The organism is Citrobacter sp. RHB35-C21, from assembly GCF_013816515.1.
Taxonomy (GTDB): Bacteria; Pseudomonadota; Gammaproteobacteria; order Enterobacterales; family Enterobacteriaceae; genus Citrobacter; species Citrobacter braakii.
The window spans coordinates 2,647,004-2,671,807 of the sequence record NZ_CP057147.1; the positions used below are offsets into that span (position 1 = coordinate 2,647,004).

Sequence of the window (24,804 nt, forward strand, 5' to 3'; positions counted from 1 at the left end):
TCCCGAGAAAAGTAATGAAAAACTGGATGTAATGAAATTAGCATGGAGCGGTTATGTACAACAACAATGAAGTCATCAGTTACCTACAGGCTAACAGGATCCTTGCATTAAAGCTCGATCATGCAGTTTCTGCCGTCGGTCAGCAGGTTACAAATCAAGTTGAAACCTTGGGAAAGGGCGCTACCCGTCTGCTGTATTACACGTCCTGCTTTACCGATGAATATAATGATGTTTGCCAGCAGCAAAAAACGGAGGATCTGCGCTTCAGGAATGCTGTTATTCGCATTATCCAGCATGGTGACGTTGTCTATGAAATGCTTCGTGTCTACTTTGAAGAAGTATTCAAATACAAAACTAATGCCCAATTAGAGCATATAAAAAAAGCACTTATGGCTGTAAATGTTCATATCGCGGCCAGCACCCTTACCGGTGCGGGGTACGCTTTAGCGGTCGCTACCAGCGTCCGTATCGGATTGCATCTAAGTATGCAACTCAGTGCTCTTACGGGACGTGCAGCGGGTACGACTGCGGGGGTTGTGGCCACGTACGGCTTGGTTCAGAAAGCGGCGGATAGTGCTCGTCGTCTACACGTCCAGTATCCAGCTTATTACTCTGCACTTTACATGCAACAACTGGATATGATGTATTTCCTGATTGAACCGGTATTTGAGCGCGCGGGCGCAATTGAAGCGCAATGGTCATCTGATTCCGGTATAGCACATATCATCACCCGGATGATCAGATAACCATGATTCGATCACTAAAGAAATTTCTACTGTGGCAGCTCAGGTTTTTATCATCGCTGTACGGACCTGTCATTTTTACGATTATTTTCGCATTGCTCCAGGGATATTTTTTCCCTGACAGCCCTGTCTGGCCTACAGGCGTATTCGCCATAGTTATGATTGTTATTTTCACGCGTTACTGTAAATGGTGACAGCGTTAATATCACAGTTACTTAAATCATCACTGATAAGGAAATTATATGTCTACTCCCGCTCATTTATGGCTTGAAGATGAAAATGGATCGCCGATTGTTGGCAGTTGTTTAATGCCCCTGCGTTTGGGTTCCATCGAATTAAAATCATTTTCGCACGGCGTAACCATTCCAGTAGACCCCAATTGGGGCAAACTTACAGGGACGCGCGTTCATAGCCCGATCACGATAGTGAAGGAATTTGATCAGACAACACCGCTCCTGTACCGCGCTGTCTGTGAAGGCCGAACCATGAAGAAGGCGACAATCAAGATGTACCGTATCCTGGAATCGGGCATCGAGGCGGAGTATTTCAATATCATTCTGGAAAACGTCAAGTTCACAACGGTTGCGCCATACCTGTCACCTAACGGTATGAGTAGTACTCACCTTGAAACGCTCGAGTTGCGTTATGAGGCGATTACCTGGAAGTATATGGAGGGTAATATTATCTATCGAGACTCATGGAACGATCGTTGCTGTGCCTGATGACGAGGGGCACCAAAGGAGGAAAGAAAATGGTCGACTTAACTGCTGAACAACAGCAGTTAGCGAAGATAGTTCATGATAATGGTGATGCTCAATTATTGCAGGGCTGTTATGACTATATGGATGCCTTTAAACGGGTGATGGACAGCGCTTCAAAAGTCCAGATGCCTGCAATACCCTGGATATTTCGCTTTGCAAAATGGATCGAAAGGCTGGCTCAGGGCATTGCTGATGGAGTCATTGAGGTACCGAAAGATCACTAAAAGCAACGGACCGGAAATTTCGGCGGTTCCGGCGTAGAGCCCCATGTAGAGGAGTGCGCTTATCGAGACATTCACCCAATAAGCGCCGTAACGTTATGCCGATACGCCAAAGACCTGAACGGCCTGCTGTAAGCGTGATGAACGCTGGGTCAGATCGGCGGTGGCGTCGGTGACGCGCTCCACCATCTCGGCATTATTGTGTGTCATGGTGCCAACGCGTGAAATTGAATCGTTAATCAGATCCAAAGCCTGGGTTTGCTCACGCGTGGCCAGACTAATGTCTTTGATCATCATCGACATCTGCAGTACATCCCCAATCATCCCGGTGAGATGCGTTTCTGTTTGCTCCACCATTTTGACGCCGCTATTAACATTGGCGACGTTCTTCTCAATAAGCTGTTTGATCTCTTTTGCCGCAGACGCCGAGTGTTGGGCCAGATTGCGGACTTCTGCCGCGACAACGGCGAAGCCACGCCCGGATTCCCCGGCTCGCGCGGCTTCAACCGCGGCATTGAGCGCCAGAATATTGGTCTGAAAGGCGATGCTGTCGATCACGCCAATGATGTCAACGATCTGCCCGTTGTCACGCGATATCGCCTGCATCATGGCGATAGTTTGTTTCATGATATCGCCGCCTTCTGCAGCGTTGGCGCTGGTTTTATCGGCCATGGTCATGGTATGTGCCGCCGTCTCAGCGGTTTGTTGTACCGCGCTACCAATTTCTTCAATGGCCGCAGCGGTTTGTTGCAGGTCGGCAGAGGTTTCTTCTGAACGCTTATGCAGCGCCGTACCTTCTTTTGATACCCGCTGACTGATAGCGCGAATACCGGAAATTTGCGTACTGACGTCATCGACCAGAGAATTCAGATTAAGCCCAGACTGATTAACCAGTCGCATTAGCATTCCGATCTCATCCACCCGATTTAAATGACAGTTATCAGGTTTACGTCCGGACACCACTTTCTTCATTTGCGTCAGGAGCGTATTAACTGGCTGACAAATTTGATACTTAAGGTAAATAGCCAGCGCCAGAAATAACACCAGCAAGCCACCCGACTGAATAAAGGGATTAAACGGGGCGAAGATAAATAGCAAAGCGAGCAGGGCCGTCACCCCTAAAGAATAATTGACGCGCTGGCTGATATTCAGCCATTTAAACATGGAGGTCCATGCCAATAAGCCGCGACGAATGATAATCCCTTTAAAAAGTCGAAAGCCTTTAAACTGCTGACTATTCATTTTTTGGTATAAACTTTCGCTGTGAGTTATTTCATCACGCGAAGGAACGGTACGCACTGAGATGTAACCGGTGAGTTTTTCATTGTGCCAGACCGGCGTAACGTTGGCGCGAACCCAGTAATGGTCACCATTTTGGCGGCGGTTTTTCACCATACCCGTCCAGCTGTCTCCCTGCTGTAGCGTGTACCACATATCGGCGAATGCAGCGGGAGGCATGTCAGGATGGCGAATAATATTATGCGCTTCGCCCATTAATTGATCTTCGTTAAATCCGCTGGCATCGATAAAAGCAGAGTTAGCGTAGGTAATATGACTTTCTTTATCCGTCGTTGAAAGCAGCGTCGCTTTGTCGTTAAGTGCGTGCTCAATTTGTGTAACGGGCATGTTACTTTTCATAGAGGCCCCATAATGATATGTATAATCCATACAAAAATTCCCGTAATAAAATCGGGATGAATATTAAAAAGCCGTTTTAAACCGTTTTAATAAGAAACGCTGCATTCTCTACTAATCATCATTTCTGTGGAAGTATTTAAATTAAAAAATCTCTGTGGAATATTCATTCAGGGTCATAAAACTGAAACATTTTATACAACCGCATAACGTTTTAAGTCATTTAACCTGACTTAACGTAAATCGCGTTAAAAAACGTTTTCGCAAAAAGAAAACTGGCATGAAATGATTTGGATGTTATTCCCGTGAGACCAACGACCCTATTATATTTTGTAGGCCATACATTCCGCGTGTTTTCAGTTTCGTGTTCCGACCAGTACAAGGCGATCCGAATTTTAACCCTGACAGCGTCAGGGCTGGTTATCTACTTTTTAGCTGAGCAAATGTGAATTAAATGTTTCTGCATGGTTATCTGATAATTTAATAATAATGACATGTTAACAAGCATAGGCCCGTAACATGTCATATCGCCTGAGTATTCTGGATAAAAGCCCCCTCGGGGAAGGTGAAACCGCCGCGATGGCGCTTGCCCGGACGTTACGTCTGGCGCAGCAGGCAGAAGAGTGGGGATACCATCGTTTCTGGATCGCGGAACACCATAATACGCCACAGCTGGCCAGCCCATCACCGGAGCTGGTGATTGCCTGGATCCTCGGGCAAACCCAGCGTATTCGTGTAGGCTCCGGTGGCGTGATGCTGCAACATTACAGCCCGTACAAAGTGGCGGAAAACTTCAATCTTCTGGCCTCGCTGGCACCCGGGCGTGTCGATCTCGGCGTAGGGAAAGCCCCTGGCGGTTTACCACTGTCGACTCAGGCACTACAGCAAGGAGTGCATCAGGATGAAAAAGGCAGTTTTGCCGACCAACTTTCCCAGCTTAACGACTGGCTGACGCTGAGCGGCACGGAAAGCGGGGAAACGGTATTTCCGACGCCAATCCCACCGTTACCGCCGGAAGGATTTGTCCTGGGAGCCAGTGTGCAAAGCGCACAGTTAGCAGCGCAATTCAATTGGCATTTTATCTTTGCGGCACACCTCAACGGTGACCGCGCGTTATTGCGTGACGTTTTGTCCTTCTGGCAGACCCACAGCGCACGTCCGACGATAGTTGCCGTCCAGGTGATTGTGGCTGACAGTAACGATACCGCCGCGCAGCTTGCGGAAAACGTGCAAATCTGGGGCGTGGAGCTGGAGAATGGTCAACGTGTCACGGTAGCCAGTGAAGAGCAGGCGCTGGCATTCGCCGCGCAGGCCGGCAGTCCGCCACGCAAAATCGCGCGTCGTGAGCAGGCGTTGTTACACGGCACGGCTCAGGAGGTGATGGCAAAGCTGAATGCCCTGCATACGCAATTTGGCATTGAGGAGTTCATTATCGACACGCCAGTCGCGGAAGGTCACGCGCGTCTGACATCGCTGCGGTTGTTGGCGCAAGCCCATAACGCCGTGGAGGTGCTCTGATGACTCTGGCCTCAACGCTTATCAACTGGCGTCGTGAATTACACCAGCACCCGGAGCTTTCCCTGCAAGAGTCGGCAACGACGGCGCGCATTCACGCCTGGCTGCACGCAGCGGACGTCGAGATTTTGCCGTTCGACCTGAAAACCGGTCTGGTCGCGGAAATCGGGCAGGGAGAAGATGTCATCGCGCTGCGAGCGGATATCGATGCGCTACCGATAGAAGAAAGCGCCGATGTGCCGTTTCGCTCCCTCACACCGGGAGTGATGCATGCCTGCGGACATGACGTTCACACCAGCGTCATGCTGGGCGCCGCGCTGCTGCTTAAACAACAGGAAACACACTTACCGGGGCGAGTACGTATTTTGTTTCAGCCCGCTGAAGAGAGTTTCGGTGGCGCAAAAACGCTGATCCGCGCCGGTGCGCTGCACAACGTTGCGGCTATTTTTGGCATGCACAATGAGCCAGGTTTACCAGTGGGGGAATTTGCCACACGCGGCGGCGCGTTCTATGCCAACGTCGATCGCTTCGTGCTGCGTATTAATGGCAAGGGCGCACATGCGGCGCGTCCGCATGAAGGCAGAGATGCCATCCTGCTCGCCAGCCAACTGGTCACGGTGTTGCAAAGCGTTGCCAGTCGAGACGTTAACACACTGGATTCAGTGGTGCTTAGCGTGACCCGTATTCAGGGAGGAAATACATGGAATGTGTTGCCAGAATCCGTTGAGCTGGAAGGGACGCTCAGAACGCACCGGACTTCGGTGCAACAGCAGGTTAAAGCACGGGTTAATGACATCGCCGCCGGTTTTGCCCACGCCTTTGGCGCACAAATCGACGTTATCTGGCATGCAGGGCCGACCGCGTTGGTAAACGATGCACGTTGGGCCGATATCGCCACCGCCGTGGCGAAACAATCAGGCTACACCACCCATCATGCCGACCTGCATATGGGCGGCGAGGATTTTGCCGTCTATCTGCAAAATACGCCTGGCGCATTTGTCAGTATTGGCAGCGCCAGTGAATACGGATTACATCACCCGGGCTTTAATCCGGACGAACGTTTAATTGAACCTGCCGCGCATTACTTTGCACAACTAGCAAAAACGGCATTCGCACATCTTTAAGTTTACCTGTTGGGTAGGGGTTATTATGGCTGAAAATCGGCAACTACGGCTCGGCACTATTCTGCATGGCGCAGCGGGAAATATGTCCGCATGGCGTCATCCGGCGGCACAGGCCGATGCCAGTATTAATTTTGATTTTGTCAAAGAGACGGCGCTTATTGCGGAAAAAGGGAAGCTGGATTTTATTTTTGTCGCCGATGGTCTGTATATTAATGAAAAATCAATTCCACACTTTTTAAATCGCTTTGAGCCGCTGACGGTATTATCTGCTTTGGCCAGCATTACCCAAAATCTGGGATTGGTTGGCACGGTATCCACGTCATACAGCGAGCCGTTTACTACCGCACGGCAGTTCGCCAGCCTTGATCATCTCAGCCAGGGGCGAGCCGGATGGAACGTGGTCACATCACCTCTGGAGGGTTCGGCAAAAAACTATTCCCGTGCCCAGCATCCAGAACATGCCTTGCGTTATCGTATCGCCGATGAATATTTACAGGTGGTGAAAGGACTGTGGGATTCCTGGGAAGATGATGCTTTTACCCGTAATAAGGCAAGCGGAGAATTTTTTAATCCGCAAAAACTGCACACGCTTAACCATCATGGAGATTATTTTCAGGTCGCAGGGCCGTTAAATATTGGGCGCACGCCACAAGGCCGTCCGATTATATTCCAGGCGGGCGCTTCACAGGATGGTAAGAAATTAGCGGCGCAGCATGCCGATGCTATTTTTACCCATCAGGAGTCGCTGGCGGAGGCCAAAGAGTTCTATCAGGATGTAAAAAGCCAGTTGGCCTACGCCGGGCGACATCCCGAACAACTGCATATATTCCAGGGCGTCAGCGTGATTGTTGGCGACAGCGCAGAGGATGTTGAGCAGCAGTATCAGACTACCGCTGCGCTGGTCTCTATTACCGACGCGCTGAACTACCTGGGCCGCTATTTTGAACATCATGATTTCGCCCAATATCCACTGGACGCACCGTTCCCGGATTTGGGTTCCCTTGGACAAAACAGCTTTCGCAGTACGACTGATGAGATCAAACGCAACGCGCGTGAGCGTGGCTTAACGCTACGCCAGGTTGCTCTGGAAGCGGCCAGTCCACGCCCACGTTTCAGCGGTACGCCGCAACAGGTTGCCGATGGTCTTCAGCAGTGGTTCGACGAAAAAGCCGCAGATGGTTTTATCATCCAGGGGGGAACGCCAGATACCTTCCCGCGTTTTGTCGAACAGGTTGTCCCCGTGCTTCAGGCGCGTGGCCTGTTCCGCCATGAATATCCCGGTACGACCCTGCGCGCAAGCCTGGGACTCGCGACACCTGCAAACCAATTCACACAATAAGAGAAAAACGCTATGCAGAAAAAATCAGTCTTCCTCGCGCTGTCACTGGCTTTCAGCGCTAACGTCTGGGCAAATGATGTGACTATTAACGGTACGGGCGTAAGCCTGGAAGCCAATAAAACGCCAATCAATACGGCAAAAAATCCGCAGGCGATTGCGCAGTTGCCCGCGAATCTGCACCTGGCCGTACCGGGTAAATTCACCGTGGCGATTGCCGGGTTAAGCCAGCCGCCGCTGACCGTCTTTGCCGATGACAATAAGACACTGATCGGCAGCGAGGCGGACATCGCTCGTCTGGTGGCTGACAGTCTGGGGCTGGAACTCAACGTCGTGCCCACGTCATGGGAAGACTGGCCGCTGGGCGTCACGTCCGGCAAATATGATGCCGCGATCAGCAATATTACCGTCACCAAAGCCCGCAAAGAGAAATTCGATTTCGCGACGTATCGTAGGGACTCCCTTGGCTTCTATGTCAAAACCGGCAGTAAGCTGAAGAAAATCGAGCAGGCAGAAGATATCGCCGGTCTGCGCATCATCGTCGGTTCGGGGACAAATCAGGAAGCCATCCTGCTCGCCTGGAACGATGAGAACGTGAAGAAAGGGTTGCAGCCGTTTACGCCGGTGTATACCAAAGATGATGCCGCGCAAACCCTGGCTCTGCAGTCAGGCCGCGCCGATGCTTACTTCGGTCCTAACGTTATCGGCGCGTGGAAAGCTGCACTCAACGGTAAAACGCAACGGGTGGGCAGCGTTGATGGCGGTTGGCCAAAAGCGGCACACATCGCTGTGACGCTGAAAAAGGACAGCGGTCTGGTTCTGCCGGTACAAACCGCCCTCAACGGCGTAATTGGCAACGGCGACTATGACAAGGTGCTGAACCGCTGGGGAGAAGGGGTGGAGCGTATTCCGCAATCTGAAATCAACCCGGCCGGTTTAGGCGACTAAGGAGGTCATCGTGAGCGATCAATTTCGCGTGGTCTCACCTGAAGCCAGCGAGCTGCAGCCAATTTTGAACGGTCTGTTCGGTGAATATGCCGCCCGCTATGGCGATTATTTTTCTCGCGACGCTGAAGTGGAGCTGACCGAATGGTATCTGGCACCGCAGGGACTTTTCGTGGTACTGGAGCGCAGCGGCGAGATTATCGCCACCGGGGCCTACAAACCTTACGACAAAGACACCGCCGAGATTAAGCGCATCTGGACGAAAAGCAGCCTGCGCCAGCAGGGGCTGGCGGCGCGCGTGGTGCAGGAGCTGGAACGCAGGGCGCTGCTGGCGGGCTACAGCCGGATTTATCTGACCACGGGATTTCGCCAGCCGGAGGCCGTGCGACTTTATTTAAGCCAAGGCTACGATCCGCAATTTGATACAGCGCGCGATCCCGAAGAGTACAGCCTGCCACCGTTTGATGGCCGGCTGCGCTTTACCAAACTGTTGACCATCGCCGGTCAGGCCAGAATAGCCTGAGGAGAGAAGATGAAAACGACGGAGAGTATTAAAGTCGTACCGGCGCGCTATCCGATGCGCACCGCAGGAGCAGTCATTGCCTTGTTTGTCCTGGCGGTGATTATCCAGTCCGTGGCGTTTAATCCGCGCTGGGAATGGGGCGTGTTTGCCCGTTGGTTCTTTGATCCAGTTATCTTGTCCGGCCTTGGGCAAACTCTGCTACTGACGCTTATCGGTACGCTGTTAAGTATTATCATCGGTGGTCTGCTGGCGCTGGCACGGCTTTCATCTTCCTGGCTACTGAACGGTCTGGCATGGGGATACATCTGGCTGTTTCGTTCGTTACCGCTGATTGTGGTGCTCATCGTTTTGTACAACTTCTCCTATTTGTACGACACGCTGGCGATTGGTATTCCGTTTACTCCCATTCAATGGGGCAGTTTTGAGACCATCAATGTGCTCGGCCAGTTTTCCACCGCGGTGGTTGGCCTGACGCTGGTGCAAAGCGCCTATACCGCTGAAATTATTCGTGGTGGATTTTTAGGGGTTGACCACGGCCAGTACGAGGCAGCGGCAGCGCTGGGCTTACCCGCATGGCGACGTACGCTGCGAATTATTCTGCCGCAGGCGCTGCGCACCATTTTGCCTGCTGGCTTCAATGAAATCATCAGTCTGGCGAAAGGGACGGCGATGGTATACGTGCTGGCAATGCCAGAGCTGTTCTACACCATCCAGATGATCTACAACCGCACGCAGGAAGTGATCCCGCTGTTGATGGTGGGTGCGGTGTGGTATCTGGTGATCACCAGCGTCCTGTCGTTAATTCAGCACCTGGTGGAACGCGCGCTGGCCCGCAGCGAGCGACGTTCAGCAATCAATACCGCCCGGGTGAGTCGTGCAGAAAAACGCAACCGTCAACGTCCGCAGCAGGAGGCCGTCCATGTCCCACTCGCCTGAAGGCCATATTTCCATTACCGGCGTCAGCAAATACTTCGGTCGCCACAAAGCGCTGGATAATGTGTCGCTAGAGATCCCTCCCGGAACGGTAACGGTTATTCTTGGCCCGTCCGGTTCAGGAAAATCCACACTCTTGCGGACGATCAACCATCTGGAGCGCGTCGATGAAGGGTTTATTCAAATCGATGGCGATTACATTGGTTATCGTCGGCAGGGAGACAAGCTGTATGAGTTGAAAGAGGCGGAAATTTTGCGCCAGCGCGTTAACGTCGGCTATGTGTTCCAGAATTTTAATCTGTTTCCGCACTTAACAGTGCTGGAGAATTTGATTGAAGCGCCCATTGCGCACGGTCTGGCATCGCGTAAAGCCGCCACCGAGCGGGCATTAACTCTGCTTGATGCCGTTGGCCTGCGTAATAAAGCCGATGCCTGGTCGCGTCATCTCTCCGGCGGTCAGCAGCAGCGTATCGCTATTGCCCGTGCGCTGGCGCTAAATCCACGCGTTATGCTGTTTGATGAACCCACTTCAGCGCTGGATCCTGAACTGGTAGGCGAAGTTCTGGATGTCATCAAAGCACTGGCGCAGTCGGGAACCACGCTGGTTGTGGTCACGCACGAGATTGGGTTCGCCCGGGAAGTGGCGGATCAGGTGGTGTTTATGGTCGATGGCAAAATTGTCGAACAGGGCAGCAGCGAGCAGGTGCTGAATCATCCACGCCACACGCGCACCCAGCAGTTCTTGTCGAAAGTGCTGTGAACTTCAAGGGAAAGATAGGCTGGTCTGCATAGACTGACGAATGCTGCTCTACACTTAGGGTTTTAACTTTGGGGGTTGCAGCATGATTAAGGTCTATGGGGTGCCGGGCTGGGGATCGGCCATCAGTGAAGTGATGCTCACACTGGCGGAGATCCCTTACAGCTTTATTGATGTTGATGGTTTTGACCGCGACGGGCCTTCGCGGGAGTTGCTTAAAAAAATGAATCCGCTGTGCCAGGTGCCCACACTGATACTGGAAAATGGTAACGTGATGACGGAAACGGCGGCCATCGCCCTGATGATCCTCGATCGTTGTCCTGAACTTGCGCCACCCGTTGGGCACGCTGAGCGCCAGCAGTTTCAGCGTCTGTTGATATGGCTGGTGGCAAATGTCTATCCAACGTTTACCTATGCCGATTATCCACAACGCTGGGTACCAGACGCCGCGGCGCAGTTGAAAAAGAACTGTATTGAGTACCGCAAATCGCTTTATATGTGGCTGAACGACCAGCTAAGCGCTGAGCCGTACGCGTTCGGCGATCAGCTAACACTGCTGGACGTTTATATTGCCGTTATGCGCACCTGGGGGCCGGGGCATGACTGGTTTCAGGACAACACGCCCAATATCAGCGCTATCGCTGACGCGGTTTGCCAGCACCCGCGACTGCGTACTGTACTGAAAAATAATAAGATTATTTGAATAAAAAAACGCTGTTCCGCAGGAGTGCAAATCCCGGAACAGCGGGCGAACTATCGCCATAAGCTTACATTACGCGACGGACGGGCTCAGCGTAATACGATCCAGCGGCCCCACGATAAACAGATAAGAAATCAGGCCAATCAGCCCCATCGAACCGACGTACAGAATGGCGTAATCGAATGACTGGGTATTCGCCAGAATGACGCCGATCACCAGCGGCGTGATAATACTCGCCATATTGCCGCACATATTGAATACGCCGCCAGCAATGCCGAGCACTTCTTTTGGGGAAGTATCGCTAAGTACGCACCATCCCAGATTGCCAAAGCCTTTAGCGAAAAATGCCAGACTCATCGCCGCGATAACCACAAATTCTGACGAGGTGTAGTTAGCGATAACGATGACACAGGAAAGTAACATTCCGCAGATAACGGGTAGCTTACGAGCAACCGTCAGGCTGTAGCCGCGCTTTAATAGCCAGTCTGAAAAAACGCCCCCTAACAATCCACCGATAAACCCGGCAATGGCAGGAATACTGGCGACAAACCCCACTTTAAGGATCGACATTCCTTTAGCCTGATACAGATAGGTAGGAAACCAGGTCAGGAAGAACCAGGTGATTGACGTCACGCAGAACTGCCCGATGTAAACGCCAATCATCATGCGGTTGACGCAGACGCTTTTTATTTGCGCAAAGGTAATCTTCTGTGGCTCTTTTTTATTTCCCAGCGACGGTTCGCCACCGCCTTCCCGGATATAGTCAATTTCCTGCTGGTTTACCTTCGGATGATGCATAGGATCTCTGACTTTTACCAGCCAGAAGATGCCAAGAATAACGCCAATCGCCCCGATATAATAAAAAACAAAGTGCCAGCTGAGATTATGCAAAATAATCGTCATTAACGGTGTAATTACCCCTAACGAGATATATTGCGCGGCCTGGTAAACTGAGGTGACAAAGCCTCGTTCATTATTAGGAAACCACTGTACGCTTAATCGGCTGTTGGCAGGAAAGGCCGGAGCCTCAATGGCACCCATCAGTAAACGTAAGATAATCAATACCACAAGTGGACTGGCGTACAAATAAATGGTGCCCTGAAACATGGTCACCAGTGACCAGCCAATCAGGGCGCAGCCGTATACCAGACGAGAACCGTAGCGATCAAGTAGCCAGCCTCCAGGCAATTGCATAATGACATAAGAAATACCGAAGGCAGAAAAGGCCAGCCCCATTGCTTCAGGATCAAAACCTAATTCTTTGCTCATAATCGGAGCTACGACAGATAACGTCGCGCGATCGGCGTAATTAAATACGGTGGCAAGAAATAGAAATATCAAAATACCGTAACGCACTTTTGTGCGCTTTATTATTGTGTTCATCACCCACTCCTTTCATAAGGTTGAGAGCGTTTCTGTAGGGAAGAGGGCGGGTATTACTTACCCGCCAAATAAATTAAGGACGTTTACCAAACTCGCAGGTTAATTGCGTCCAGCGGCGTGTCTGCTCGCTGATGCTGAACCCCAGGCCGTGACGGTCGGAAACCCACATCCGCCCATCGCGCAGCTCAAGCTGTTCATTAAATAACGGGTTCAGCCATTCGAAATGTTCCAACCATGGCTCAAGCGGGTAAGCGGCGGACAGATGCAGGTGAACTTCCATGGCAAAGTGCGGAGCCAGTTTGCGACCGTGTTTCGCCGCCAGGTCCATAATTTTCAGAAACGGTGAAATTCCCCCCACACGCGGTGCATCGGGCTGCACAAAATCACTGGCATTACCGAGGATCAGCTGTTCATGTTCGCGGAAACTGGTCAGCATTTCACCGGTAGCAATCGGGGTATCAAGCGCGGTGGCCAGTTGGGCGTGGCCTTCCACATCGTAGGCATCCAGCGGCTCTTCAATCCAGATCAGATTGAACTGCTCCATTTTTCGTCCCATACGAATGGCGGTTTCTCGATCCCACTGCTGATTGGCATCGACCATCAGCGGGAAGTCATCGCCCAGCGCTTCACGCACCGCGGTTAAGCGGCGAATATCCTCGGCGCAGTTTGGCTGACCAACCTTGAGTTTGATGCCGCCAATGCCGTTTTCACGGGAAATAACGACGTTTTTGAGCACCTGATCCAGCGGCGTATGCAGGAATCCGCCGGAGGTGTTGTAACACTGCACGGAGTCCCGGTGTGCACCCAATAGTTTTGCCAGCGGCAACCCTGCACGCTTGGCCTTCATATCCCACAAGGCGATATCGATAGGGGAGATAGCCTGAACCGCCATGCCGCTGCGCCCTACGGAAGCTCCAGCCCACAGTAGCTTGGTGTAGATCTTGTCGATATCGTTTGGATCTTCGCCTAACAGGTTATCGGCAATTTCTTTGGCATGAGCATAGATTCCCTGGCCGCCAGCCCGTTTGGAGTAACTAAATCCAACGCCTTCAAACCCGTCGCGACTGCGGATCTCCGCGATAATAATGGCGACTTCGGTTAGGGGTTTCTGGCGACCGGTCAGCACTTTGGCATCGCTCACGGGTGTTGCCAGGGGAAGGAAAGCCAGGGACAGCTTAACCCACTCGATACGGTCGCCGGTTTCAGCCGCGGTTTTTGCATTGGCTGATTTGGCATACGTTACGGCATCGGAATTCGCACTTAATGACATTTTAATCTCTCCTGGTGATAACAAATGATTGCGCTAACATTTTTAGTGTTAGGGCAATCATTGCGCCAGCGAATTGAATGCGTTTTGAACAATCGCTCACAAATACTGAGACAAAAGGGCAGTAACTTGTAAACAGCATCACATTCCAATACTTTATGGGTAAATGCACAAGTCATTATGATGGCGCTATCATTTCAGATGACGCTAATTAACTAAGCTGCTGTTTTCTCAGCGTTATCGTAGAGGGGCGCTGGCAATAGCCGAAATCATGATGAATAATGCCAGGATAAATCAGCGATTTTTGACAAGGGCATCGACAGTGAAAAATCCCAGACCTCCGCGCGCACCCACGCTGGAAGATGTTGCCCGTACCGCGGGATTGTCGCCCATGACGGTGAGCAGGGCGTTGAATACCCCGCAACTGGTGCGTCCGAGAACAGTAGAAAAAGTGATGCAGGCGGTACGCGCCACTGGCTATATTCCCAACGCACTGGCCGGGGGGCTGGCGTCGCGTCGCAGTAAGCTTATTGCTGTGGTTGTCCCACAAATTAACAACAATATGTTTGTCGATACCATCCAGTCATTAAGCGATGAACTGGCTGAACGCGGATACCACATCTTGCTCTGCGTGTCGGGTTATACGCCGCAAACAGAGGCTGAGCTGGTGGCGACGCTGCTTTCTCGTCGCCCGGATGGTGTAGTGCTCACCGGTATCCATCATACCGCCGAGCTGAAAAAGGTGATTCTAAATGCGGCCATCCCGGTCGTGGAAATATGGGATTTAACGCCAACGCCCATCGATATGCTGGTGGGGTTTTCGCATGAAAAAGTCGGGCAGGCGGTAGCAGACTATTTGCAGGAAAAAGGGTATCGCCGTCCTGGTTTGCTATGGACCGCCGATCGCCGGGCAGGCCAGCGTAAACAAGGACTGTGCGATGCGCTGAGCCGTCATGGTATTGCGGCTGGTGCACAGGTGGATGTCCCGCTTCCTGCCTCTCTGGCATTGGGGCGTAGCGGGTTGGCACAGCTATTGGCTGAACGCGCGTTTGATGTCATCGTCTGTAGCTCAGATACGTTAGCCCAGGGGGCGATCATGGAAGCTGAAAGCCGTGGTCTACGCGTGCCGCAGGAATTAGCGGTAATCGGTTTTGGCGATCTCGACTTTGCCGCCAGTAACCGACCTGCCATCACCACCGTCAGCGTCGACAGACGGGCTATTGGACAACGCGCCGCCTCTCTGCTTGCCGATCGTATCGAACAAATTCCGCGTGAAGACGATATTATTGATGTTGGATTTCACCTGGTAGAACGAGAATCCGCATAAGTTACCTGCATCCCAAAACAATAAGGAATCTGCTATGCCGCACGTCGATATCAAATGTTTTCCTCGCGATCTTAACGACGAACAAAAATCCGCGCTGGCGGCGGATATTACCGACGTCATTATTCGTCATTTGCAAAGCAAAGACAGTTCAGTGAGTGTGGCGCTTAATGAAATTGAGCCCGAGGCGTGGCAGGGCGTGTGGGATGCGGAGATTGCGCCGCAGATGGCCAGGTTGATTAAAAAACCCGGCTACAGCATGTAAGAAAAAACGGGCGGATTTTCCGCCCGTTTTGTCGTGCCATTATTCAGCTGCTGTTATGAGTTTTCCGCTGGAGACAAACGTTCCGGCCCCAAGGTGATGCAGGGTATTGAGCTTGCCATCATCAAACTGCCAGCGTCCTTCCACGAAGGCTCGCTCATCAGCGGCAGCCGAGACCACTTCACCAAACAGCGTGTCATATTTTTCCTGTGCCGCAGTGGCAGGCAACAGGCGACACTCCATCCAGGCCAGACATTTTGCTTCAATCAGCGGTAAACCCAGTACCGGTCCCTGCACCACGGGAATGCCGTAGCAGTTGAATTTATCTTCCACACGACCGGAAACGCTGCCTACGGCCCAGGTCCAGTTGGCGGCGGCAACGCCCGGAATAACGATGCCGAATTTGCCGCTACGTTCAATGAGCTCACGTGACCAGGCGGTCTTGTCGACAACAATCGCGATCCGCGGTGGTTCAAACTCCACGGGCATTGACCACGCGGCAGCCATCACATTTCGCCGCTCGGTATGCTCATCCCGGCTGGTGATTAATATCGTTGGGCCGTGATTTAGCAACCGACTGGCATGTTTTAATTCGATCGGACGAAAATGGCTCATGGATGCTCCTTGGCTGAGAGATAACACACCACAATAAACATAGATATTAACGGTATTAGCGATTTTGTCGCCTCGTCTGGAGGAACAACGCACAAAATCGACGGCGCAAAATTAAAAATGCGCTATAAGTACTGCATTAATTGAACAGGAACTCCGTATGACGCCTTTTTTAACCGCTTATTTTGCCCGTATTGGCTGGTCAGATTTGGCCAGGGTCAACATTGAAACCTTACGGGCGCTGCATTTACTGCACAACGCCGCCATACCTTTTGAAAACCTGGATGTATTGCTTCCAAGAGAGATGCAGCTTGACGATTTGTCTTTGGAGGAGAAGCTGGTGACGGCGCGTCGCGGCGGCTATTGTTTTGAACAGAACGGAGTATTTGAGCGGGCGCTACGCGAAATCGGTTTTACCGTACGCAGTCTGCTCGGACGTGTGGTACTGGCGAACCCGTCAAGCCTGCCACCACGCACGCATCGTCTGTTGCTGGTTGAGTTGCAGGGAGAGCAGTGGATCGCCGACGTTGGCTTCGGCGGGCAAACGCTGACGGCGCCGATTCGTCTGCAGGCGAACATTGAGCAGAAGACACCACACGGCGAATATCGGCTGATTCAGGAAGGTGAAGACTGGATCCTACAGTTCTGTCATCACGAACACTGGCAATCAATGTACCGTTTCGACCTGGTCGTACAGCATCAGAGCGATTATCTGATAGGCAACTTCTGGTCCGCTCACTGGCCGCAATCACATTTTCGCCATCATTTGCTGATGTGTCGTCATCTGCCCGACGGCGGGAAATTAACGTTAACCAATTTTCATTTCACCCATTATCAGGATGGACACGCGGTAGAACAGATTAATCTGCCTGACGTTCCCAGTCTGTATGCCTTGTTGCAGGAGCGGTTTGGCCTGGGCGTGGATGACGTGAAGCATGGGTTTACCCAGGATGAGCTGGCGACGGTAATGGCGGCGTTTGATACGCATCCGGACGCGGGGAAATAGGGGCATCGGGATTAGTGCCGGATTGGCGTAATCGCCTTATCCGGCCTACGGGAACAATTAAAAATCTATCGCCCATTCTGCGTGAAACAGGATCACCGCCGAACCGGTAATGGTGACTTTTTCTGGCTGGTTATCACGGATAGTCACCGTCACATCAACAATACCGTCGCGCCCGAGCGCACGGCCCTGATGTCCCTGAACACGTAACGTTTTCCCATCATGCGCCATCAGCCCATGGTGAACCAACCACGCGCCCATTGGACCGTTGGCATTGCCGGTAACCGGGTCTTCCACAATCCCAATTGCAGGCGAAAACATGCGGCCATCGGTGGCGTTTTCGCCCGGGCGGATTTGAAAAGGAAAGAAGCCGTTACAGCCAATTTGTTGGCTGATGGCTGTCAGAGCCTGCAAATCAGGGGAAAGGGCGTCGAGGTCCACCTCGGGCTTGAGCGGAATCATCACTTTCGAATGCCCGGTGGTAGCAACCTGAATCGGCAAGCCTGCCAGCATATCGTCTTCGCTCAGGAGTAGGGCCTCGATAATCGCACTACGAACAGCCCCTTCCAGCGGAGGTTCAAATCCGGGTACGCCTTGTTCAAGGCTAATACGATAGTCATTCCCGGTAGCTTCGATATCCACCCGATGACGACCAGCCAGCGAGGTTTGCCAGATTGTACTGTTGCCCAAGCCAAGCACGTTTGCCCGCACATAATGTGCAGCGACGGTAGCATGCCCACAGATAGGAACTTCGACCGTCGGCGTGAAATAGCGGATGCGAACATCGCTGTCGTCGCTGGTCAGCAGGAAAGCGGTTTCCGAATGACGCAGCTCGCGAGCAATGAGTTGCATCTGCGCTTCGCTCAGTCCGTCAGCATGCAAAACCACACCTGCTGAATTGCCGCGAAAGGGTACCGAGGTAAAGGCATCGACGTGGTAAACCTGTGGTTTCATTAACGTTCTCCCTGGAATGGAGAAGCATCATAACGTGCAAAATGCCGGATGGCGATGATCGCTATCTTATCCGGCCTACGGTGCCTGGTTGTAGGCCGGATAAGGCGTGTCGTCACCCGACATTTCAATGCGAATTTATCGGCGTGAACGCACTATTTGATAGCGGCGGGTAAAGTACTCAAACGGCGCGCTCCACACGTGAACCAGGCGCGTGAACGGGAACAGCAGGAAGATAGTCATCCCCAAAACCAGATGCACACGGAAAATCAACGCCACGCCATCCAGATGCGCAGACGCGCCGCCCTGGAAGGTCACCACCGACTGCGCCCAACCTACCAGTTTCAGCATTTCACTGCCGTCAGGATGCTGCGCAGAGAATGGGATGGTGGTTAAGCCGAGGATACACTGAATCAGCAGAACGCAGAGGATCAGGATATCGGCAGTGGAGGAGGTTGCACGAATGCGCGGATTGGTCAAACGACGTACCAGCAAGCCAGCGCCACCGACCAGCGTCAGCACGCCACAGAGCCCACCGGCGATCATCGCCATCTGCTGCTTCACTGCAATCGGCAGGAACCAGGCATACATCCAGTGCGGGGTTAACATGCCAAACAGGTGCCCGAAAAAGATCCCCAGAATGCCGATGTGGAACAGGTTTGACCATAACACCATGCCGCGTTTGTCCAGCATCTGGCTGGAAGAGGCCCGCCAGGTGTATTGCCCGTAGTCATAGCGTAGCCAACTGCCGAGGATAAACACCGTGCCACAGAGGTACGGGTAGATATCGTAAAAAAAGACGTTCAGGTACTGTATCATTTCGGGCCTCCCGCGCTGACGTCGACATACTGAGGTGCCACGTCCTGGCTAAAGCGTCGTTGATAGTTTTGTAACGGTGAACTGTCACAGGCGGTGGCGTTATCCTCGATAAACTTCACCTGTTCCTCTTCCCAGACGGCATCCAGCGCTTGTCGGGTATCGTCGCGGGTTTCCGTGCCAACCTGTTTAGTGACACTGTCACTTGAAAGAGGGCTTCCGGCAAGCAGTAGCAGGGCGTCAAACAGTTGATACCACGGCGTATCACGCTGTTTCAAACGCCCCCCCAGCAGCGCCAGAATCGGTGCGACGTTCTGCAATCCTTCTTTGGCCTCCGCTTCCGGCAACACGCTTAAGTACTCCAGATACAGCGGCAGATGATCCGGCAGTTCGCGGCAGTCGAGCTGCAGTCCGACCTTTTCGTACTGCGCCAACAGATCAACCATCGCCTGGCCCCGATCGCGAGACTCGGCGTGCACGTGCTCAAACAGCAGCAGAGAGGTGGCCCGGCCCCGGTCAAATATCTCACACCATTCGGCTTGTTTATCCAGTAATGGCGCATTGAGCAGCCCCTGGCTAAATTCGGTAAGCATTGGGGCATCGCTGGCCACAAGCGCCAGCGCCTCGTCTTTACACTCCCACAGCAACTCGTCGGGATATTCCATCAGCAGGCCGATAACCTTCAGGATTTGCATTATTCACCCTCCGCTTTATCGCGCACTTCGGTGATGTCGATGGCGTCAATGCGACTGCTGTTAAACAGGTTGAATTTGGTATCTGAGCCATGGCAGCCGTCGCCAAAGGTAAATCCGCAACCGTTTTTCTCCGGGAACGCATCACGCGCCATTTCACGGTGGCTGGTCGGGATCACGAAGCGGTCTTCATAGTTGGCGATGGCCAGATAGCGATACATCTCTTCAACCTGCTCAACGGTCAGACCCACTTCCTCAATCGCGCGGGTGTCCGTAACGCCTTCTACGGTTTGCGAACGCATATAATGGCGCATGGCCATCATTCGTTTTAGCGCGCGCAGTACCGGACCGGTATCGCCCGCGCTAAGCATGTTGGCAAGGTACTGAACCGGAATTCGCAGTGATTCAACCGCTGGCAGAATGTTGCCATTGTGCGGCAGTCCCCCCGCGTCAGCGACCGACTGAATCGGCGACAACGGCGGTACATACCAGACCATCGGCAGGGTGCGGTATTCCGGGTGCAGCGGCAGCGCCAGCTTCCAGTCCATCGCCATCTTGTAAACGGGCGAACGTTGGGCCGCTTCGATGACGTTGTGCGGAATACCTTGTTTTAACGCCTCTTCAATGACCGCCGGGTCGTGTGGATTGAGGAACACATCGCACTGACGCTCGTAGAGATCGGTCTCATGCTCGGTGCTGGCTGCTTCTTCAATGCGGTCGGCGTCATACAGCAGTACGCCAAGATAGCGGATGCGTCCCACGCAGGTTTCCGAACATACCGTCGGCTGGCCGGACTCAATACGCGGGTAGCAGAAAATGCACTTCTCTGATTTACCGCTCTTCCAGTTAAAGTAGATTTTTTTGTACGGACAACCGCTGATGCACAAGCGCCAGCCACGACATTTATCCTGGTCGATCAACACGATACCGTCTTCTTCACGCTTATAGATGGCACCGCTCGGGCAGGTGGCGACACAGCTAGGGTTCAGGCAGTGTTCGCACAAGCGCGGTAAATACATCATGAAGGTGTTTTCGAATTGCCCGTACATCTCCTTTTGCATTTTCTCAAAGTTACGGTCGCGGGCACGTTTTGAGAACTCACCGCCGAGCAACTCTTCCCAGTTAGGACCCCAGATAATCTTGTCCATCCGCTTGCCATCTATCAGCGAACGCGGACGTGCAGTGGGCTGATTCTTGCTTTCCGGCGCGCTATGCAGATGCTGATAATCGTAGGTAAAGGGTTCGTAATAATCATCGATTTGCGGGATCACCGGGTTAGCAAAAATTTTGGTGATAACGCCCATCTTGCCGCCCAGGCGCGGCCTTATCTTCCCGTTAACATCGCGAACCCAGCCGCCTTGCCACTCTTCCTGATCTTCCCAGTTTTTCGGGTAACCAATGCCAGGCTTGGTCTCGACGTTGTTAAACCACGCATATTCCATCCCTTCACGTCCGGTCCAGACGTTTTTACAGGTGACGGAGCAGGTGTGGCAGCCGATGCACTTATCCAGATTAAGAACCATGCCTACCTGTGAGCGTATTTTCATTTTTTCGCCTCCTGTACCTGATCGCGACCTTCATCATCCAGCCAGTTAATATTTTTCATTTTTCTAATCATGATGAACTCATCGCGGTTAGAGCCGACCGTGCCGTAATAGTTGAAGCTGTATGCCAGTTGCGCATAGCCGCCGATCATGTGCGTGGGTTTCGGGCAGACGCGGGTGACTGAGTTATGGATCCCGCCGCGCATACCGGTGACTTCCGAGCCAGGGATATTCATGATTCGCTCCTGAGCGTGATACATCATGGTCATTCCCGGCGGCACGCGTTGACTCACCACAGCACGCGCGGTGAGCGCGCCGTTGGCGTTAAAGGCTTCAATCCAGTCGTTATCCTCAATGCCCAGCTCTTTAGCATCGGTCTCACTGATCCAGACAATGGGGCCGCCGCGCGACAGCGTCAGCATCAGCAGGTTTTCGCTGTAGGTAGAGTGGATCCCCCATTTCTGATGCGGAGTCAGGAAGTTGAGCGCTTTTTCCGGGAAGCCGTTAGGCGGAACTTCGCGCATATTGCTGACGCTACGGGTATCGATAGGCGGACGATATGCCACCAGACTTTCACCAAACGCTCGCATCCACGCGTGATCCTGGTACAACTGTTGGCGACCGGACAGGGTTCGCCACGGGATCAGCTCGTGGACGTTGGTATAGCCTGCGTTATAGGAGACATGTTCACTTTCCAGCCCGGACCAGGTGGGGCTGGAGATGATTTTGCGCGGCTGCGCCTGAATATCGCGAAAACGGATTTTCTCGTCTTCTTTGTTCAACGCCAGATGCGTATGGTCGCGTCCGGTCATCGCTCCCAGCGCTTCCCAGGCTTTCACCGCCACCTGACCGTTCGTTTCCGGTGCGAGGGCGAGGATCACCTCAGACGCATCCAGCGCGGTGTCTATCAGTGGTCGGCCTTTCGCCGGACCTTCGCGTTTGGTGTAGTTCAGCTTGCCGAGGAAATCGACCTCCGTCTGGGTATTCCACGTAATACCTTTCCCGCCGTTACCGAGCTTGTCCATTAGGGGACCGAGCGAAGTGAAGCGTTCGTAGGTGGCGGGATAGTCACGTTCCACGATGGCAATATTGGGCGCCGTTTTCCCCGGGAGGAGATCGCATTCGCCTTTACGCCAGTCCTGAATGTCAAACGGCTGCGCCAGCTCTGCCGGGGAGTCGTGTTGCAGCGGTTGTAATACCACATCCGTTTCTTGCCCAAGGTGCCCGACGCAAACCTCAGAGAAGACTTTGGCGATGCCTTTATAAATTTCCCAGTCGCTCTTCGATTCCCACGCAGGATCGACCGCCGCCGACAGCGGGTGAATAAACGGATGCATATCCGAGGTGTTCATATCGTCTTTTTCATACCAGGTGGCGGTCGGCAAAACGACATCGGAGAACAGGCAGGTACTCGACATACGGAAATCGAGCGTTACCAGCAGATCAAGCTTGCCCTCTATCGCCGCGGACTGCCATTCCACCTCTTCAGGTTTAATACCTTCGCTTGAACCGAGCGCTTCCCCCTGGATCCCGCTTTCGGTACCCAGTAGATACTTGAGCATGTATTCATGCCCTTTACCGGAGGAGCCGAGCAGGTTAGAGCGCCAGACGAAGAGATTACGCGGATGGTTGTTACCACTATCCGGCTGCTCGCAGGCAAAACGAATTTCACCCGATTTCAGCGCCTGTGCAGTGTATTGCGCAGGCGACACTCCCGCTTGTTCTGCCTTTGCTTTGACGGTCAGAGGGTTGAGGTTGAGCTGCGGCGCGGACGGCAGCCAGCCCATTCTTTCTGCACGTACGTTAAAGTCGATCAAATGTCCGCTAAACTTCGACGCGTCAGCCAGCGGAGAGAGGAGTTCCTGAGCGGTGAGTTTTTCATAACGCCACTGGCTGGAGTGATTGTAGAAAAACGAGGTGCTGTTCATCTGACGCGGCGGGCGGTTCCAGTCCAGCGCAAAGGCCAGCGGCAACCAACCGGTTTGCGGACGCAGTTTCTCCTGACCCACATAGTGCGCCCAGCCGCCGCCGCTTTGTCCCACACAACCGCAGAACACGAGGATGTTAATCATTCCACGGTAGTTCATATCCATGTGATACCAGTGGTTGACGCCAGCCCCGAGGATAATCATCGAACGGCCATGGGTTTTGTGCGCCGTATCGGCAAACTCACGGGCGATTTGTTCGATATGACGACGAGGGACACCGGTAATTTGCTCTCCCCAGGCCGGGGTGTAGGCTTTCACTTCGCTGTAATCTTGCGCGCTATGAGCGTCATCCAGACCGCGGTCGAGGCCGTAATTCGCCAGCACCAGATCATAGACGCTTACCACCGGGCAACGGCTGCCGTCGGCGAGGGTAAGATGTTTTACCGGCAGTTGACGAATCAGCACGGGTTCCTGTTTCACGCTGCGAAAATGTGGGTTTTCGTTGCCGCCGAAGTAGGGGAATGCCACGCCAGTCACTTCATCATGCTGACCAAGCAACGAGAGGGAAAGTTCTGTTTCAGCGCCAGCCGCCAGTGGCTCCAGGTTCCATTTACCTTTCTCGCCCCAGCGAAAACCGATAGACCCGTTCGGGACCACCAGTTCGCCAGCAGTGTTAAAGGCCACGGTTTTCCACTCCGGATTGTTACTTTCGCCCAGACCATCGACAAGGTCTGAGGCGCGCATCATGCGCCCTGGCACGTAGCTGCCATCTTCCCGGGCATCCAGCAAAACCAGCATCGGCATATCGGTATAGCGACGACAGTAATTGATGAAGTAATCGCTGGGATTGTCGAGGTGGAATTCTTTCAGAATGACGTGGCCCATCGCCATCGCCAGGGCGCTGTCTGTCCCTTGCTTGGGGGCCAGCCACTGGTCGCACAGTTTGGCGACTTCCGAGTAATCCGGCGTAATGGCAATCGTCTTGGTGCCTTTGTAGCGTACTTCAGTAAAAAAGTGCGCATCCGGGGTACGGGTCTGCGGCACGTTTGACCCCCAGGCGATGATGTAGCTGGAGTTATACCAGTCGGCGGATTCTGGAACATCGGTCTGTTCGCCCCAGGTCATCGGTGATGCAGGCGGTAAGTCGCAGTACCAGTCATAGAAGCTCAGGCAGGTTCCGCCCAGTAGCGAAAGATAACGTGTGCCTGCGGCATAGGAGACCATCGACATAGCAGGGATCGGGGAGAAACCGGCCACGCGATCCGGCCCATAGGTTTTCACCGTCCAGACGTTGGCGGCAGCAATGAGCTGATTAAGCTCTTTCCAGTTGGAACGGATAAAACCACCGCGCCCGCGTACCTGCTTGTAGCTCTGGCATTTTTGCGGGTCGTTCATAATGGATTCCCAGGCCAGCACCGGATCGGGCTGGCGGGACAGGGCGTCGCGCCACAGTTCGATCAGACGTTTACGCACCAGGGGATATTTCAGACGGTTGGCGCTGTAAAGATACCAGGAGTAGCTGGCACCGCGCGGGCAGCCACGGGGTTCATGATTTGGCAGATCAGGGCGGGTACGCGGGTAGTCGGTTTGCTGCGTTTCCCAGGTCACCAGTCCGTTTTTGACGTAGATTTTCCAACTGCATGAGCCGGTACAGTTAACGCCGTGGGTAGAACGCACAATTTTGTCGAACTGCCAGCGCTGACGATAGCTGTCTTCCCAGTCCCGGTTGGTGTGCATCACTTGCCCGTGCCCATCGGCAAACGTATCGCCCTTTTGTTTAAAGTAGCGAAAGCGATCGAACAGTTTACTCATGACATAACTCCTGCTTT

21 protein-coding genes and 1 pseudogene are annotated in these 24,804 nt (G+C 53.1%); 13 read left to right on the top strand and 9 right to left on the bottom strand.

The window, feature by feature from the left end; translation table 11 throughout:
- Positions 1-53 precede the first annotated feature (53 nt).
- The 3 genes from HVZ39_RS12920 to HVZ39_RS12930 all read left to right on the top strand — a co-directional run bounded on the left by HVZ39_RS12920 (position 54) and on the right by HVZ39_RS12930 (position 1,728).
- The gene (locus HVZ39_RS12920; RefSeq protein ID WP_019076815.1) at positions 54-746 is read left to right on the top strand and encodes a hypothetical protein; all 693 of its coding nucleotides are present in this window, start codon (positions 54-56) and stop codon (positions 744-746) included.
- Positions 747-985: 239 nt separating this feature from the next.
- The gene (gene tssD, locus HVZ39_RS12925) at positions 986-1,465 is read left to right on the top strand and encodes a type VI secretion system tube protein TssD (RefSeq protein ID WP_016156563.1); all 480 of its coding nucleotides are present in this window, start codon (positions 986-988) and stop codon (positions 1,463-1,465) included.
- Between the two features lie 29 nt (positions 1,466-1,494).
- A complete protein-coding gene (locus tag HVZ39_RS12930; RefSeq protein ID WP_016156562.1) occupies positions 1,495-1,728 on the top strand; it encodes a hypothetical protein in 234 nt (77 codons plus the stop codon).
- A gap of 93 nt (positions 1,729-1,821) precedes the next feature.
- On the opposite strand, the gene HVZ39_RS12935 is transcribed toward HVZ39_RS12930, so the two are convergent.
- Entirely contained in the window at positions 1,822-3,363 is a 1,542-nt protein-coding gene (locus HVZ39_RS12935; RefSeq protein ID WP_181632505.1) for a PAS domain-containing methyl-accepting chemotaxis protein, read from the bottom strand.
- A 516-nt stretch (positions 3,364-3,879) separates the two neighbouring features.
- Between HVZ39_RS12935 and HVZ39_RS12940 the strand changes: the two genes are divergently transcribed.
- The 7 genes and pseudogenes from HVZ39_RS12940 to HVZ39_RS12975 all read left to right on the top strand — a co-directional run bounded on the left by HVZ39_RS12940 (position 3,880) and on the right by HVZ39_RS12975 (position 11,196).
- Positions 3,880-4,878 carry an MsnO8 family LLM class oxidoreductase gene (locus HVZ39_RS12940; RefSeq protein WP_181632506.1) on the top strand — a complete coding sequence of 333 codons (999 nt, stop codon included), beginning with the start codon at positions 3,880-3,882 and terminating at the stop codon, positions 4,876-4,878.
- Entirely contained in the window at positions 4,878-5,999 is a 1,122-nt protein-coding gene (locus HVZ39_RS12945) for an amidohydrolase (protein ID WP_016153134.1), read from the top strand. Before HVZ39_RS12940 ends, HVZ39_RS12945 begins: the two co-directional genes overlap by 1 nt.
- Before the next feature lie 25 nt (positions 6,000-6,024).
- Positions 6,025-8,283: pseudogene (locus HVZ39_RS26635) on the top strand (NtaA/DmoA family FMN-dependent monooxygenase).
- Between the two features lie 10 nt (positions 8,284-8,293).
- Positions 8,294-8,803, top strand: a complete 510-nt coding sequence (locus tag HVZ39_RS12960; RefSeq protein WP_016153131.1) for a GNAT family N-acetyltransferase — start codon at positions 8,294-8,296, stop codon at positions 8,801-8,803.
- A 9-nt stretch (positions 8,804-8,812) separates the two neighbouring features.
- Positions 8,813-9,739, top strand: a complete 927-nt coding sequence (locus tag HVZ39_RS12965) for an amino acid ABC transporter permease (protein WP_016153130.1) — start codon at positions 8,813-8,815, stop codon at positions 9,737-9,739.
- The gene (locus HVZ39_RS12970; RefSeq protein ID WP_016153129.1) at positions 9,723-10,496 is read left to right on the top strand and encodes an amino acid ABC transporter ATP-binding protein; all 774 of its coding nucleotides are present in this window, start codon (positions 9,723-9,725) and stop codon (positions 10,494-10,496) included. Before HVZ39_RS12965 ends, HVZ39_RS12970 begins: the two co-directional genes overlap by 17 nt.
- Before the next feature lie 82 nt (positions 10,497-10,578).
- Positions 10,579-11,196 (top strand): glutathione S-transferase family protein, encoded by a 618-nt coding sequence (locus HVZ39_RS12975; protein WP_016153128.1) that lies wholly within the window; start codon positions 10,579-10,581, stop codon positions 11,194-11,196.
- 69 nt (positions 11,197-11,265) lie between these two features.
- Here the strand turns inward: HVZ39_RS12975 and HVZ39_RS12980 are convergent, their stop codons facing one another.
- Together HVZ39_RS12980 and HVZ39_RS12985 are read right to left on the bottom strand one after the other, a co-directional pair.
- Complete coding sequence (locus tag HVZ39_RS12980) at positions 11,266-12,576, bottom strand: MFS transporter (protein ID WP_016156557.1); 1,311 nt, start codon at positions 12,574-12,576, stop codon at positions 11,266-11,268.
- A 73-nt stretch (positions 12,577-12,649) separates the two neighbouring features.
- The gene (locus HVZ39_RS12985; RefSeq protein WP_016156556.1) at positions 12,650-13,846 is read right to left on the bottom strand and encodes an L-talarate/galactarate dehydratase; all 1,197 of its coding nucleotides are present in this window, start codon (positions 13,844-13,846) and stop codon (positions 12,650-12,652) included.
- A gap of 319 nt (positions 13,847-14,165) precedes the next feature.
- Here HVZ39_RS12985 and HVZ39_RS12990 point away from each other — a divergent pair, with 319 nt between their 5' ends.
- Positions 14,166-15,170 (top strand): LacI family DNA-binding transcriptional regulator, encoded by a 1,005-nt coding sequence (locus HVZ39_RS12990; protein ID WP_032931559.1) that lies wholly within the window; start codon positions 14,166-14,168, stop codon positions 15,168-15,170.
- A gap of 34 nt (positions 15,171-15,204) precedes the next feature.
- Complete coding sequence (gene pptA / locus HVZ39_RS12995) at positions 15,205-15,432, top strand: tautomerase PptA (protein ID WP_016156554.1); 228 nt, start codon at positions 15,205-15,207, stop codon at positions 15,430-15,432.
- A gap of 39 nt (positions 15,433-15,471) precedes the next feature.
- On the opposite strand, the gene HVZ39_RS13000 is transcribed toward pptA, so the two are convergent.
- Positions 15,472-16,044, bottom strand: coding sequence for a flavin reductase family protein (locus HVZ39_RS13000; RefSeq protein WP_016156553.1), 573 nt, complete (start codon positions 16,042-16,044; stop codon positions 15,472-15,474).
- A gap of 157 nt (positions 16,045-16,201) precedes the next feature.
- On the opposite strand from HVZ39_RS13000, the gene nhoA reads away from it, so the two are divergent.
- Positions 16,202-17,047, top strand: coding sequence for an N-hydroxyarylamine O-acetyltransferase (gene nhoA, locus HVZ39_RS13005; RefSeq protein WP_016156552.1), 846 nt, complete (start codon positions 16,202-16,204; stop codon positions 17,045-17,047).
- 57 nt (positions 17,048-17,104) lie between these two features.
- Here the strand turns inward: nhoA and HVZ39_RS13010 are convergent, their stop codons facing one another.
- The 5 genes from HVZ39_RS13010 to HVZ39_RS13030 form a co-directional block, all read right to left on the bottom strand.
- Positions 17,105-17,998 (bottom strand): PhzF family isomerase, encoded by an 894-nt coding sequence (locus HVZ39_RS13010; RefSeq protein WP_016156551.1) that lies wholly within the window; start codon positions 17,996-17,998, stop codon positions 17,105-17,107.
- Positions 17,999-18,133: 135 nt separating this feature from the next.
- The gene (narI, locus tag HVZ39_RS13015) at positions 18,134-18,814 is read right to left on the bottom strand and encodes a respiratory nitrate reductase subunit gamma (RefSeq protein WP_003833047.1); all 681 of its coding nucleotides are present in this window, start codon (positions 18,812-18,814) and stop codon (positions 18,134-18,136) included.
- A complete protein-coding gene (narW, locus tag HVZ39_RS13020; RefSeq protein WP_016153117.1) occupies positions 18,811-19,506 on the bottom strand; it encodes a nitrate reductase molybdenum cofactor assembly chaperone in 696 nt (231 codons plus the stop codon). Before narW ends, narI begins: the two co-directional genes overlap by 4 nt.
- Positions 19,506-21,050, bottom strand: a complete 1,545-nt coding sequence (narH, locus tag HVZ39_RS13025; RefSeq protein WP_016156550.1) for a nitrate reductase subunit beta — start codon at positions 21,048-21,050, stop codon at positions 19,506-19,508. The genes narW and narH overlap by 1 nt, the downstream gene beginning before the upstream one ends.
- Positions 21,047-24,787 carry a nitrate reductase subunit alpha gene (locus tag HVZ39_RS13030; RefSeq protein WP_095715979.1) on the bottom strand — a complete coding sequence of 1,247 codons (3,741 nt, stop codon included), beginning with the start codon at positions 24,785-24,787 and terminating at the stop codon, positions 21,047-21,049. Before HVZ39_RS13030 ends, narH begins: the two co-directional genes overlap by 4 nt.
- Positions 24,788-24,804 lie beyond the last annotated feature (17 nt).